This is a genomic window from Aliamphritea spongicola (assembly GCF_017051665.1).
GTDB lineage: Bacteria > Pseudomonadota > Gammaproteobacteria > Pseudomonadales > Balneatricaceae > Amphritea > Amphritea spongicola.
Genome location: NZ_JAFIDL010000012.1, coordinates 36,955 through 51,260 on the forward strand (window position 1 = coordinate 36,955; position 14,306 = coordinate 51,260).

The following is a 14,306-nucleotide window of genomic DNA, read 5'->3' on the forward strand; positions in this document are numbered from 1 at the left end:
TTAGCCGGCCGTACTGCCGATCCCTCGGGCCATTGTGACCGCCAGAAAAGGCATTAGTAGCAATAATAACAGTTCAGCCCGGATAATCCGGATAATTCGTCGGGGCACAGGAATTCTGCTGGTGTTTGCACGGCGATTTCGCAAGTAAAACCAGGTTGGAATTGTGGACAGAGTCGCAATTACCGCGAACAGCAGAAGTTTGGTGTGAAAGATAAAGTTACCGGAGTAAAAGGCTTCCGGTTTGCCGACAATAAACCATAGCAGTAAACCGCTGACCAGCATGAGCATAGCGCCTGCACCGTAAATGCCGTCGATAACGGCAATTTTCCGCAGGGCGGCCGGGGTCATGGTTTTACGTAGCAGCAGATGCTGACTGACCAGTGCCGCGGCCAGAATGATCAGGCCGGTGAAGTGCAGATATCTGACAAGAAGCTCTTCCATTGCAGGGTCCTGTTGCCGGTATTAGCGGCTCAGTGTAGACCGAAATGGTCAGCTGGGTATAGCGTTAGTCCTGGTTTCTTTGCTGCTCTGGCCAGTGTGAAGCAATTTTCCGGCTTGCTTCAATGGCAGAATGTAACTGTTGAAGCAGTGTTGGTAGGTCCGGGATTTTGGCATCTGCCAGTTGTTGTTCGGTATGCCGTAAAAGTGTTCCGGCGGCACGAAAGCCCAGGGTGTCGCAGGCACCGGCCAGTTTGTGCAGAAGCTGTTCGGCGTTGCTCAGGTCGTTTTCAGTCAGGCTTTGGCGGATAGCAGGCCAGAGTTCATCGCAGCTGTTAACAAATCCTGCCATGAGTTTTTGAACTTTCTCAGGGCCGAGCATTTCTTCATGCATGGATATCAGGCTGTTATCCAGTACAGGAAGGGGATCAGCAAATTCCGGTGATTCAACAGGGTTAGACAGGTTGGCGCTGTCGTCTGCAGAGTGAGAGATTGCACTGAACAGTTGGTTTCTGTCGACCGGTTTGGCAATAACCGTGTCGATGCCCAGCGTCCGGTAGGTGTGCAGATCTTCCTGGCGGACGCTGGCTGTCAGAGCAATGATTTGTGTGCTCTGATGCCGGAATTCCGGGTTATTACGGATTAACTTGCTTATTTCCAGTCCGCTGCGGCCGGGAAGGTGCATATCCATCAGAATCAGGTCGAAGCTTTGTTGTTTGCAAAGTGTCAGTGCCTGCTCACCGTCACTGGCAATGCTGATCCGGTGATTAAATGGTGCGAGCAGGCCCAGAACGACGTCCTGATTAATCTGTACATCTTCTACCAGTAGTATATTGAGTTCAGGCTGACTACCAGGTGGCGCTGATATGTCACTTGTCAGCTCAGGGTTTGACGCCGTGAGGTGGCTGTCACAAACAGGCAGCTTTACTTCCAGCCAGAAGCAGCTGCCCTGGCCGGCTTCACTTTGCAGGCCAATGTCAGCGTTAAGCTGCAAGGCCAGTTCTTTACAGATGGCGAGCCCAAGGCCGGTACCGCCGAAACGCCGTGTAATGCTCTCGTCAGCCTGAGTAAAACGTTCAAATATTTTTTCCTGAAGGGGCTGTGGAATGCCAACGCCGGTATCACGGATACTGAAGCGAAGTGTGTGACTTTCGGCTGTAGCTGTTAGTTGCGATACTGTCAGTGTGATTTCACCTTCATGGGTAAACTTGATGGCATTCGCCAACAGGTTATTCAGTATTTGTCGCAGGCTACTGTGTGCAGCGAAATAAGCTGGTGCCAGGCTGGGAGGATAATGCAGTTCAATTTTCAGGCCTTTGTCCCTTGCGCCGGGTTCAAACAGACTGATCAGATTTTCCAGCATTGCTTGCAGGGCAAAGGGTTTTTGTTCCACCTGATGTGCACCTTCTATCAGCCTGCCGTATTCCAGTACCTGATTAAAGGTTTCCAGAAGGGCGTCTGTTGCGTCATGGAGAACCTGTACCTGTTTATGCTGGCTGTTACTTAGCGGCGTGTTTTCAAGTAGCTGAATCATCCCCAGCATGCCGTTCATCGGGGTGCGAATTTCATGGCTGATGGTGGCCAGAAACCGGGTTTTGGCATCGTTAGCTTCTTCAGCGGCTTCTTTGGCGCGGCGCAGGCTTTCGGTTCGCTGTTCTACCATGGTTTGTAGCTGATCGCGGTTATAACGCAGCTCCTGTTGTTCCTGGTCCCGGCGCTGGCGGTCCTGCTGAATGGCCTGGCGCATGTCATTAAGGGCGCTGACCAACTGATCCAGTTCGTCCCGGTGCTGGGGCTTGTGCCGGTTCAGACGCAGGCTGTCTTCCAGTTGTCCGGCACCGATGTCCCGGCTGTAGGTGGCCATGGCCTCCAGATGACGGGTGATCTGGCGGTGGAATATTATCAGGATGACCAGCACGATAAGCAGTACCAGCAGTGTCTGGTTCAGCAAGATGGTGAACCCCTTAGCATAGATTCGGTTGTAGATCCCCTGAATATCAATGTGCACATCTAACTGCCCGAGGTTTCTTTGCTGACCACTGGCGGTGGTGTGGATAAGTTCGAACCGTTGCATGTTTTTATGGGGCTCGGGCAGAGGGTCCTGTGCTGCTGTTGTCGGGAGGCGCAGCTCAAGTTCACTGATATCCGGCAGGTTTTCGATACCCTGAAGCTGGAGTTCTATTTGTGCCTGATCGATGTCCCAGAGGCTTTTTGCCAGACTGGCCAGATAACTGTCGCGGATAACTTCCAGCTGCTGGTTCAGCGCCCGGAATTCCCGCTGGTAGTCCAGTGTCAGCTGAACGGCAGTGGACAGCAGGATAAATACAAAGCTGCAGGCGCTGACATACTGCATGATCCGGTAACCCAGAGGATGGTCCTTTGGATAACGAAGCAGTTGGCGGATCAGGTCAGGCAGGGCGTGCATGAGGCTATCTCTCAGAGAGGGTTGTGGAGGTATTCAAGGCTGTTACTGCGAATCATATTACGGATCCGGTTGCTTTTGTGCAGCTCCTGCAGGCGTTGATTAATATACGGCAGATGCTGGCTGAGGTTGCCTGCTTTACTCAGGGCCAGGTAATAATATTCACTGGCGATTTTTTCCCGCAGGGGCATGACGTGGTTCTCAAAGCCCAGTTTGCGTGTTTGCAGCATGCCGCTGCGCCAGCCGATAGGCATGTAATCAATACGCTGGTTAGCCAGTTTGCTGAAGTTTTGCTGATTTCTTGAAACGTATTCGATATGGCTGTTGGTTTGCAGAAAGGCATCAAAGCGGTCACCAAAACTGTCCCCCAGTAAGAGGCCAACTGTTTTACCCGGCAGGTCATCCATGCCGGTAATAGGGGAGTCAGCATCACTGTTTACGAAAATCCGGACTTCATCGGCAATGATGTACTGTTCACTGAATGCCAGATAGCTTTCCCGGCTGGCGATACGGTAGGCGGCGACAACAATATCGATATTGCCCAGTCGTGCTTCTAAGAGGCAACGTTTCCAGTTGGTGTCTGCGATGAGCTGTACATCATAGCCAAGTTCCGCGAAAAGCTGCCGGGTGAGTTGCGGGGCCAGGCCTTTTAACTGTCCTTCACTTACCCAGGATACCGGTGGGTAGAAGGGGTGTCCGCAGGCGGTGAGCACAGGCCGTGGGCTGTCTGCATTGGCCACTGTGGACAGTAACATGGAAGTCAGTAGACTGCAGGTCAGGAACAACCCGGTAAGAAAGCGGATCACGATAACTCGGCGGGTTTTGGGGTAAACAGGTAGCCGGCACCATGCACCGTAAGAATGGTTTTTGGTTGCGCGGGGTCATCTCCCAGTTTGCGTCGCAGGCGGCCGATCAGTACGTCGACAGTACGGTCACTGGGCACCCATTCCCGGTTACGGATTTGCTCCAGAATCTGTTCACGGCTCATGATCTGTCCGGCATGATTCATCAGTGTGCTAAGCAATTGGAATTCCCCTTCAGTAAGCTGGGTGGTTTGTTGCTGGTCATCCACCAGTTGACGGCGGTCCAGATTCAGCTTCCAGCGCTCGAAGGTTTTAAAGCTGTTGGGCAGTGCATCAGTGGGTTTGGCTTCTGTACAGTGCCGTACCCTGCGTACCAGGTTTTTGGTTCGGGCGAGGATTTCCCTTGGGTTAAAAGGTTTGGTGACGTATTCATCAGCGCCACATTCCAGACCAATTATACGGTCAACTTCGTCCTGTCGGCCTGTGACCAGAATAATACCTACTTCTGTATGAACGCGAAGTTCGCGGGTCAGGGTGAGGCCATCCTTTCCGGGCAGGCGTATATCCAGCAATACCACATCAATCGTGTGTTCGCTGAGGACTGATTCCGCCTGTTCAGCGGTTTCGGCTTCAAAGACCTGGAAGCCTTCGGTTTCAAAATAGCTTGTCAGGCATTCCCGGGTGACAGGTTCATCGTCGACCACCAGGATACGGGCGTCTGAGTTCATAGGTTACTTCGTTTATGCGGCGCAATAATGGCCGGATTTGTTGTTATTTTATTTCAACAGTAGTGCCTGAAGCTTAGCTCAGGCAAGGCTTGTTTACATTTCATTTACAAGGTTTTACAAGTTTATACGAATGCTCTGCTTTGCCCGGCTGGTTGCAGGTTAAAAAACGGCGTGCAGAAAAGGGCTTGAGTTTTAATTATAAACAGAATTATTATTCGGTTTGGTGCTGATTGTTCAGGTACCAAAGTCGCAAACATCACGACTCTAAACGTGGGACCGCCAACGGTGTTCTCCTGACGTCCGTAAGACAATCTATGATTCTTTTGCGAGAGCGCTTTTATATTCTTTATTAATAGGGAGCTGCTCGATGACCAATTCTGAGCTTTTGGGTATTGATTCGAATACCTATGCAAATATTTTTACTTTTATGGGGTTGCCGCTGTCCAGAACGCTGGATGACGATACTAATGTGTGCGTGATGGGAATTCCGTTCGATCTGGCAACGTCCGGACGATCGGGTACCCGTTTCGGGCCCAGTGGGGTGCGTCAGGCATCTGCACAGTTACGCTGGGAAGAGCGGCGCTGGCCCTGGCAGTTTGCCCTGAGTAAACGTTTGCAGGCGGTGGATTACGGGGATCTGGTATATGAAGACGGCAATGGCGACGATATGCTGCAAACCGTTGAGTTGCACGCTGGCAGGGTGTTGGCAGCTGATAAGACCTTACTGAGTATTGGCGGTGATCATTTTGTTACTTTGCCGTTATTGCGGGCGCATGCTGCGAAGTATGGGAAGTTGGCGTTGCTGCATTTTGATGCTCATACGGATACCGAAGAGAGCGATGCGGCCTATAACCACGGCTCTATGTTTTACCATGCGCCGCTGGAAGGACTGATTGATCCGGTCGCCAGTGTTCAGGTAGGGATCCGAACGGATTTCAATCAGAAAAATCATGGCTTTACTGTACTGGATGCCAGCTGGGTCAATAACCACAGTGTTGAAGACTGTATTGCCAGGATCAGGCAGGTACTGGGTGACCGGCCGGTGTATCTGAGTTTTGATATTGACTGCCTTGATCCAGCTTTTGCACCGGGTACAGGAACGCCGGTGAGTGGTGGCCTGACCTCAGACCGTGCCTTGCAGATTATCCGTGGTTTATCCGGGGTAAATATTGTCGGTATGGATGTGGTAGAGGTGGCGCCGGCTTATGATCATGCTGAGATAACTTCATTAGCGGCAGCGACCCTGGCCCTTGAAATGCTTTATCTGAAAGCAAGCCAGATGTGAATTGGGTATCGCGTGACGGGGTTTCCGTCACGCATTTCATATTTTAGCTGAATGTATATAACAGACTGTTATGCAGCAGCCTGTTGAAGTTCAGTCAATTTTTCTTTTACGCCTTCCAGCCCATTTCTGTTGTAAGCATTCAAAAAGGCGGAACCAATGATGGCGATATCGGCGTGACCGCGCAGTGCCTGAATATCTGCCGCAGCAGAAATGCCAAAGCCGACACCCAGCGGTAAGTCTGTATGCTGGCTGATCCGGCGGAGATATTCCCCCAATGCCTGATTTTTATCCGCAGACTCACCGGTAACGCCGGCGCGGCTAACACAGTAAAGCATACCGCTGGCTTGACTACAGATTGTCTGCAGACGGGATTCCTGGGTGTCCGGGGTAATTATCCATACGGGATCAATGCCGGTTTGTGTCAGCGGGGCAATCAGTTGCTGCTTTTCAATGGCGATATCCGGTACGATGATGCCGCTGATGCTTTGCTCCATCAGTGTGGCCAGTTGTGATGGGCCTGACTGCATCACAGGGTTCAGATAGCTCATCAGTAATACCCGGCTTTGTGGGAATTCACTGGCAAGCAGGCTGATATCCCGGATGCATTGCGTCAGTTGTGGCTTTTCTCCAAGTGCCTGATGGCAGGCATGGGTAATTGCCGGGCCGTCTGCTACCGGGTCTGAAAACGGAAACTGTACTTCGAGAATTTCAACGCCGTTTTCAAGTAACAGACGCATCATTGCCAGGCTGTCAGGAATGGTTGGGTAACCATATATAACGTGGGTCATCAGTAGCAGCTGTTTGTCCGTCCGTTGCTGACGAATGTATTGGGTCAGGTCGCTCATCAGCTGTTCTCCTGCGTCAGATAAGACTGGATAAAATCATTGAAAGGTTCGTCCTGCAGGGCTTTGGCGATGTTAAAAATGTCTTTGTCACCCCGGCCGGAAACGTTGATAACGATTTTTTGTGACGGATCCATCTCAGCCGCTTCCCGCAAACCAGCTGCGATAGCGTGAGATGATTCCAGCGCGGCGATGATGCCTTCATTACTGGCCAGTTGCTGGAAGGCCTGCATTACTTCAGTGTCTCTTGCCTGAGTCATACGGACTTTTCCCTGTTCTTCCAGATCGGCGAGAATCGGTGATACGCCAACGTAATCGAGCCCGGCAGAAATAGAGTGCGTTGGTTGTAGCTGTCCCTGTTCATCCTGCAGGAACTTGGTTGCGAATCCCTGGGCGATGCCAAAACGGGCCTGATCGGTATTAAACCGCATGGCGTGATCTCCCGGCGCATCGCTTCGCCCGCCGGCTTCAACACCGACCAGCTCAACGTCTTCATTCAGGAAGGGTAGGAAAATACCACAGGCATTGCTGCCACCGCCGACACAGGCATAGATTTTATCCGGCAGTGTGCCGAACTGGTTTATGGCCTGTTCTTTTACTTCCTCACCGATGACTGACTGAAAGCCGCTGACCATTTCCGGGTAAGGGGTGCAGCCACAGCTGGTGCCGATCAGGTAGTAGGTATCAGCGTAATTTGAAGACCAGTCTCGCAGGGCTTCGTCGAGTGCATCCTTCAGAGTGGCAGAGCCTTCTTTAACAGGTACGACGGTGGCGCCCAGCTGCTTCATCCAGAATACATTCGGATACTGACGTTCGATGTCATGGGCACCCATATAGATTGTGCAGTCCAGCCCCAGGCGTGCGGAAACTAATGCACTGGCGATGCCGTGTTGTCCGGCACCGGTTTCTGCGATAACCCTGCGCTTGCCCATGCGTTTGGCCAATAGACCCTGGCCAATAACATTATTCATCTTGTGAGCGCCACTGTGGTTCAGATCTTCCCGCTTAAGGTATATCTGGGCGCCGCCGATGGCTGCCGATAAGCGGCTGCAGTGTGTCAGCGGTGTTGGCCTGCCTGAATAGTGCTGGAGCTGATCTTTGACTTCTGCAATGAAGGCCGGATCAGCCATTGCATCCTGGTAGGCTTTCAGCAGTTCCTGCTGGCTGTTAAAAAGAATCTCGGGAATATAACTTCCCCCGTATTGACCGAATTGCCCGTCCTGATTCATCATTTTGTCGCTCTTTTGTGGCTGGTGTGCCGGAGGGTGATAAGCTACGGCATACAGAAATTAATTATTTAACTAAACGGTATGGTAAAAATAATAAATATTTTTACACCCGTCAATAGCCTGTGGACGTTTGTTGACCGGCTGATATGTGGAGTGTTTATGGCCCGAGGTCGTCCGTCCAAAAAACAGCAATTGCTGGATACCGCCCGCAGGGTGTTTGCTGAAAACGGTTATCAGGGGACATCGATTGACCTGATTGTTCAGGAGGCAGGGGTTTCCAAGCCAACTGTGTATAACAACTTTCCGACTAAACAGGCGTTGTTAATCGCTTTGCTGGAACAGTTAACTGCCGAGCTGGAAATGACCGGCTCAGAGCTATTGACCAGTGATCTTGATACATCTGAAGCGGTTATCAGGGTTTATCTGAACATCGCAACGCAGCCGGAATATCTGATGATCTACCGGATTTTATGTGGTGAGCACTATAAGTTGGATGAGCTTACCCGCAATCAGGTTCTGTCATTTGATCAGGGGCTTCATCAGCGTTGTCTGGAAGCACTGCAGTCCGGTGGTATTACCCGCCCGGAATGGATTCTGATGTTTTGTCGGGATCAGATAATCAGCCAGGCGCTTAAAGCACTTCCTGATGCTGAATTGCCGGGTGCCGGTGAGCTTTTAGTTCGTCTGGAAGGCCTGTTAAGCGAAGGGTAAATGCTGACAGCTGTTATAAGTCAGCTTTATATAGCAGACATGTGAATGATGCATCGGGCGATAATTGCTTTCCATACAGATGAAGAGCTGCACTGGGTGGCTGAGCTGGCGTGTGGGCATAATCAGCATGTACGCCACAATCCTCCATGGGTTAACCGTCCGTGGGTGCTGACCGTTGCCGGGCGGGACCAGTTTATCGGGCATTTACTGGCCTGTAAAAAATGTGACCGGGGTGAGCCCCGGGATAATCCATACTGATTGGGAGATAAGAAAGGGTATAAAATTAATTTATGCAGTTTTGAAAAAAATATCATTGGCTGGAATCTTTGTTCTGCTGCCACAATGAACGGGCGACTTACGAGCAAATATAACAACAATAAGTAATGCCGGTTATTGAGGTGATGTCTGACCGGGGTTACATATACCAGGCATGATGATATGAGTCATAAAGATCCATTGCTCCAACCGTTTCAGCTGAAACACCTCACATTACGTAACCGTATTATTACTACCGCTCATGAACCTGCTTACCCGGAAGCAGGCATGCCGAAAGACCGTTACCGGGCTTATCATGTTGAACGTGCAAAGGCAGGTGTAGCGCTGACCATGACCGCCGGTTCTGCGACGGTATCTAAAGACAGTCCGCCAGTGTTTAACAACATTCTTGCCTATAAAGATGAGGTGGTTCCTTATCTGAAAGATCTGGTAGATGAGTGTCATGAGCATGGCACTGCAGTCATGATTCAGCTCACACACCTAGGGCGACGGACCGGCTGGTCGAAAGGTGACTGGCTACCGGTGGTGTCACCATCCCATGAACGAGAGGCATCCCACCGTGCATTTCCTAAACAGATGGAAGATTGGGATATCGAGCGCATCATCAAAGACTTTGCCGATGCTGCAGAAAGAATGCAGGCCGCGGGGATGGATGGCATTGAGATCGAAGCTTATGGCCATTTACATGATCAGTTCTGGTCGCCTCTGACGAATACGCTGGAAGGCCCTTATGGCGGCAGTTTACAGAATCGCGTGCGCTTCACGCTGGATGTGCTTGAAGCCATCCGTGCCAGGGTAGGTACTGAGTTTATTGTCGGCGTGCGTTTCACTGCAGATCAGGCTCAGAAAGGTGGCTTTGGTTTTGAAGAAGGTGTTGAAATAGCCAAGTTACTGAAGGCATCCGGCCATATTGATTTTCTGAATGTTATCAGAGGGCATATCGATACTGATCCCGGGCTGACGGATGTGATTCCGGTGATGGGTATGCGTAATTCTCCGCATTTGGATTTTGCCGGCGAATTCCGTTCATCAGTGGATATGCCGGTATTCCATGCTGCGAAGATTCCTGATGTAGCGACGGCTCGTCATGCGATAGCGGAAGGCAAGCTGGACATGGTGGGAATGACCCGTGCACATCTCGCTGATCCGCACATTGTCAGAAAGATCATTGAAGGAAGAGAAGAGCAGATCCGGCCCTGTGTTGGAGCGACTTATTGCCTTGACCGTATCTATCAGGCCGGGGATGCCTTCTGTATTCATAATGCGGCGACAGGCCGTGAACTGACAATGCCTCACGATATTCCTAAGGCAGATGTTAAGAAAAAAGTGGTGATTGTAGGTGCGGGGCCTGCTGGCATGGAGGCTGCCCGGGTGGCAGGTGAGCGTGGCCATGAAGTTATTGTATTAGAAGCGGCAGCACAGGCCGGAGGGCAGCTGCTACTGACGTCACAAAGCCCCCGTCGGCAGGAAATGATATCGATCATTGACTGGCGAATGGCTGAATGTGAAAGGCTTGGGGTTGAGTTTCGTTTCAATACCTGGGCTGAAGCCGCTGATGTGACCACTTTAAAACCGGATGCTGTGATTATTGCCACCGGAGGCTACCCACATACAGAAATTCTTGAGGCAGGAAATGAGCTGGTAGTATCTGCCTGGGATATTTTATCTGGCGATGTGAAGCCAAAAGGAAAGGTGCTGTTATTTGATGATGCAGGTGATCACGCCGCTATGCAGGCGGCGGAAGTGATCGCTGACAGCGGTGCAGAACTTGAAGTGATGACACCTGACCGGGCCTTTGCGCCGGAAGTGATGGCCATGAATCTGGTGCCGTATATGCGGGCAATGCAGCAGAAGGATGTGACATTTACGGTGACTTTCCGGTTGGAGAGTGTGCAGAAAGAAGGCGATGGGCTGGTGGCGCGCGTAGGCAGTGATTATGGCGGTGTTGAAAAGTACCGGCATGTGGATCAGGTGGTCATTAACCATGGTACCCGACCGCTGGATGACATCTACTTTGATCTGAAAGGTACTTCCAGTAACGCCGGTGAAGTGGTTTATGAAGATCTGATCGTCGGAACACCGCAAACCAAAGTTAATAATCCTGACGGAGCATTCCAGTTGTTCAGAATTGGTGATGCTGTGTCATCCAGAAATACTCACGCGGCGATCTACGATGCGCTGCGTCTGGTGAAAGATATCTAGTCTTAATAACAATAAAATCGATTACCCGCGCAGACCCTGTTTGCGTGGGTAATTGCACAGGTGAGGAAAGCCTAATGACAGATTTTGTATTCAGTTCATCTAACCGGAAGATAGACCCGACACGGCGCAGAGTCGGGCAATTTAAACCGGATGGATCGCCAAATGAGAATGATCGTGTAGAAATTGGCCCAACAGACCTGGCATTTAATGAATGGGATGAGCTGGGGCTGACAACACCTAATCTGACCCGCATGCGTGAATTTCGTTTACAGCGGATTGTTGATGCGCTGAATAAACAGGATCTGGCCGGTGTTCTGCTATTTGACCCGCTCAACATCCGTTACGCCACCGATACTACTAATATGCAGTTGTGGATTACGCATAACCATGCACGGGCATGCTTTGTGGCGGCCAGTGGGCATATGATTTTGTGGGATTTCCATAATTGCGAACATTTGTCTTCGTACTTGCCGTTGGTGAAAGAAGTCCGTGGCGGCGCCTCGTTCTTTTATTTTGAAACCGGCGACCGGACTCGGGAGCACGCGGCTCACTTCGCAAAGGAAATTGACTCCATCTTACGTGAGCATGGTGGCGAAAATCGCCGGCTGGCCGTTGATAAAATTGAAATTGCCGGGCTGCGTGAGCTGGATAAGTGCGGGATTGAAATCAGTGATGGTCAGGCATTGATGGAGCATGCCCGTGTTATTAAGGGCGAAGATGAAATCAATGCAATGCGCTGCTCGATTGCATCCACTGAAATTTCAATGCAGTTAATGAAGGAAGCGACGGTTCCGGGTGTAACTGAAAATGATATCTGGTCGGTGTTACATGCGGAGAATATTCGCCGTGGTGGTGAGTGGATCGAATGCAGGTTGCTTGCTTCCGGGCCACGCACCAACCCATGGTTTCAGGAGTGTGGTCCCCGGGTAGTGCAAAATGGCGAGCTGCTGGCTTTTGATACTGATCTTATCGGGCCCTATGGCATCTGTGCGGACCTGTCACGGACCTGGATGATTGGTGATGCAAAACCTACCGATCAGCAGAAACATCTTTATCAGGTTGCTTACGAACATATTCAGTACAACATGCAGTTACTGAAACCGGGAATGAGTTTCCGCGAAGTCACCGAAGCGGGTTTACGTTTGCCGCCTGAGTACCGGGATCTGCGTTATGGCGTGATGATGCATGGCGTGGGCTTGTGTGATGAGTATCCATCGATTCGCTATCCGGAAGATATAGAAGGGCACGGCTACGACGGTGTTCTTGAACCGGGTATGGCTTTGTGTGTAGAAGCTTATGTTGGAGCTGTTGGTGGTGGCGAAGGCGTTAAGCTGGAAGATCAGGTGATCATCACTGAAGATGGCTATGAAAACCTGACTAACTTTCCTTTCGAAGCTGACTTCCTCAGTTAAATCATGACGTGTATACCGGCTCCGGGATGTTGGTGGCCGGTATACTTCCTTCCCGGTTTGCGTATCTCTGCAAACTGTCTTTTCTCTGCTTGTTGTATCTCATCAATAAAAAAACGTAATAATTTCAGTGTATAAGCTGTTAAATACTTTTCTGGTTCTGCCGATAGTAAGCAAAGTATGAGGGACTTAATTGGCCTTTTTATCTGCAAAATGGGTAGCTGATTATTATCTGCGACTAATTGATTAGGTAGGCTTTCAGTTAAGCTTGAAATCATCTTTCTGGCATTAGAATGTCATCTTTTTGTTAGAAATTTGTTTGAAAACTGCAGTTCGAGCTGAATCCAGAATTAATGGGCGGGCTTTTTACCGTAGTTTTGACATGTTCATGCGTTGGGCCACTGTGAATGATTGGTACTGCGGTGTGTGCAGGTGTTTTTTTAAACGGCTTACTTTGTTAATATCGCATAATAAAACAAGAGCTTATTAGATTTATTCAAGCAAATTTGCTCTTTGGAATGAACAGTATGATCAAGTAATTGTTTGATTTTAAACGCGGCGGCGCATTCTCTTGCAGCCGAAAGTAAGAAAGATGTTTGTTGTAGCCTGCTATATGCGGGTTAGATTTGTTTAAACGGTAATGACTGAAAAATAATTTTTTTGTGCTTCAGGGTAGTGAAGCCAATGGACTTGGTTTGCGTTTAAGGATGAATGGCAAAAAACCTAGTTATGATTGCTCTGATTGGCCCGGGGGGGGCTTATGGATAAGACCAATAACGCAGTTGTAAATGTTGTTAGTGTTGAAGGTGATGTAGTTGTATTGGATACGGCAGGTAGTATGCGGGCCGTTCAGATTAATGATCAGCTACAGCCAGGTGAAAAGCTTATTACTTCAGGGGACAGTGAAGCTGTCGTTAGCCTTGGTGGTGAGACTGTAGAGCAATTACCATCGGACAGCGTTGCGCTGGTTGTGATTGATCCGGAAACCGGTGAAGTCTATCTGAATATCCAAACCCTGTTAGAGCAGAGCCAGGATGAAGAATCTGAACTGTCGGAGATTGAACAGTTAATTCTGGCGGGTGCCGACCCTACTGAGTTGTTGGAAGAAACCGCTGCCGGTGGTGAGGGGGGCGGTACTGCCCCTGCGAATGATGGTTTTACCGGCCTCGGAGAAGTATTGCGTACAGGCGAGTCAGTAATTGCTGAAGCTGGTTACGATACAGGTACCGACGATGATGGCCGGGATGGCGGCGATGACCAGCAGCCAGCGCCTGCCGAACTGGTTGTTCCATTAGTTACTCCAGTTGTAAATATTGTTGCTACAGATCCTTCTGCTATAGAAGGTGAAGTCGGTGATAGTGTTATTTTCACTGTTAGTCGTGATTTTGATAACGGTGCAAACAGCACTGTTATTTTTACTGTGAGTGGTGGAGATGCTTTTACTTCTCAAGATATAAGTCAGATCGTATTTGCTGATGCAACCGGCACGACTGTAATAAGTACACAGCAGGAAATTTCCAGCTTTTTGAGTGCTGGACAGACTCTCACGTTAGGAGGAAACGCCGCAGCTACGGTCACTTTTATTCCGGCTGACGATAGTTTATTCGAGGGAGCTGAAGTATTTAATGCCGGTTTGGTTGCCGGTAATAATGTTACTTTGGGTAGCGCTTCAGCATCCGGTGAGTTTCAGGATGAGGATGGTAATAATCCTGATAATCCCAAGGATGAGGTCATCGTCTCCCTGACCGGGCCGAGCGATGTGGTCGAAGGTGAAACCACCACTGACTACACCGTCAGCCTGAGCGAAGCGGTGCCGGCGGGTAAATCGGTTACCGTGGCGCTGACGTACAGCTACACCACGGCCTCCGGTACGGACATCACTGAAGTGGCCGATGTGACCATCACCGGTCCGGCGAGCAGTGCGACCTTCAACATTGCCACCATCGATGATGCGCTGGCCG

12 protein-coding genes are annotated in these 14,306 nt (G+C 50.2%); 6 read left to right on the forward strand and 6 right to left on the reverse strand.

Translation table 11 applies throughout. The features are described 5' to 3' along the window. The 4 genes from JYB63_RS22000 to JYB63_RS22015 all read right to left on the reverse strand — a co-directional run bounded on the left by JYB63_RS22000 (window position 1) and on the right by JYB63_RS22015 (window position 4,391). Window positions 1-441 carry a DUF2214 family protein gene (locus tag JYB63_RS22000; RefSeq protein ID WP_205660090.1) on the reverse strand — a complete coding sequence of 147 codons (441 nt, stop codon included), beginning with the start codon at window positions 439-441 and terminating at the stop codon, window positions 1-3. A 64-nt stretch (window positions 442-505) separates the two neighbouring features. After that, on the reverse strand, window positions 506-2,863 hold the full coding sequence (locus JYB63_RS22005) for an ATP-binding protein (protein WP_205660091.1): 2,358 nt from the start codon (window positions 2,861-2,863) through the stop codon (window positions 506-508). 11 nt (window positions 2,864-2,874) lie between these two features. Continuing rightward, the gene (locus JYB63_RS22010; RefSeq protein ID WP_205660092.1) at window positions 2,875-3,615 is read right to left on the reverse strand and encodes a substrate-binding periplasmic protein; all 741 of its coding nucleotides are present in this window, start codon (window positions 3,613-3,615) and stop codon (window positions 2,875-2,877) included. Between the two features lie 47 nt (window positions 3,616-3,662). After that, window positions 3,663-4,391 (reverse strand): response regulator, encoded by a 729-nt coding sequence (locus tag JYB63_RS22015; RefSeq protein ID WP_205660093.1) that lies wholly within the window; start codon window positions 4,389-4,391, stop codon window positions 3,663-3,665. Window positions 4,392-4,758: 367 nt separating this feature from the next. On the opposite strand from JYB63_RS22015, the gene speB reads away from it, so the two are divergent. After that, window positions 4,759-5,676 (forward strand): agmatinase, encoded by a 918-nt coding sequence (speB, locus tag JYB63_RS22020; RefSeq protein ID WP_205660094.1) that lies wholly within the window; start codon window positions 4,759-4,761, stop codon window positions 5,674-5,676. A gap of 68 nt (window positions 5,677-5,744) precedes the next feature. On the opposite strand, the gene trpA is transcribed toward speB, so the two are convergent. Further along, complete coding sequence (gene trpA / locus JYB63_RS22025) at window positions 5,745-6,521, reverse strand: tryptophan synthase subunit alpha (protein ID WP_205660095.1); 777 nt, start codon at window positions 6,519-6,521, stop codon at window positions 5,745-5,747. Continuing rightward, window positions 6,521-7,750 carry a tryptophan synthase subunit beta gene (trpB, locus tag JYB63_RS22030; RefSeq protein ID WP_205660096.1) on the reverse strand — a complete coding sequence of 410 codons (1,230 nt, stop codon included), beginning with the start codon at window positions 7,748-7,750 and terminating at the stop codon, window positions 6,521-6,523. Before trpB ends, trpA begins: the two co-directional genes overlap by 1 nt. A gap of 156 nt (window positions 7,751-7,906) precedes the next feature. Between trpB and JYB63_RS22035 the strand changes: the two genes are divergently transcribed. The 5 genes from JYB63_RS22035 to JYB63_RS22055 form a co-directional block, all read left to right on the forward strand. Further along, entirely contained in the window at window positions 7,907-8,458 is a 552-nt protein-coding gene (locus JYB63_RS22035; protein WP_205660097.1) for a TetR/AcrR family transcriptional regulator, read from the forward strand. A 45-nt stretch (window positions 8,459-8,503) separates the two neighbouring features. Next, the gene (locus JYB63_RS22040; protein WP_374730444.1) at window positions 8,504-8,716 is read left to right on the forward strand and encodes a DUF3565 domain-containing protein; all 213 of its coding nucleotides are present in this window, start codon (window positions 8,504-8,506) and stop codon (window positions 8,714-8,716) included. A gap of 180 nt (window positions 8,717-8,896) precedes the next feature. After that, entirely contained in the window at window positions 8,897-10,936 is a 2,040-nt protein-coding gene (locus JYB63_RS22045) for an NADH:flavin oxidoreductase (RefSeq protein ID WP_205660099.1), read from the forward strand. A 74-nt stretch (window positions 10,937-11,010) separates the two neighbouring features. Next, the gene (gene dddP / locus JYB63_RS22050) at window positions 11,011-12,348 is read left to right on the forward strand and encodes a dimethylsulfonioproprionate lyase DddP (RefSeq protein ID WP_243432123.1); all 1,338 of its coding nucleotides are present in this window, start codon (window positions 11,011-11,013) and stop codon (window positions 12,346-12,348) included. A gap of 757 nt (window positions 12,349-13,105) precedes the next feature. Continuing rightward, the coding region (locus tag JYB63_RS22055) for a retention module-containing protein (protein ID WP_205660100.1) at window positions 13,106-14,306 on the forward strand (1,201 nt) is incomplete at its 3' end.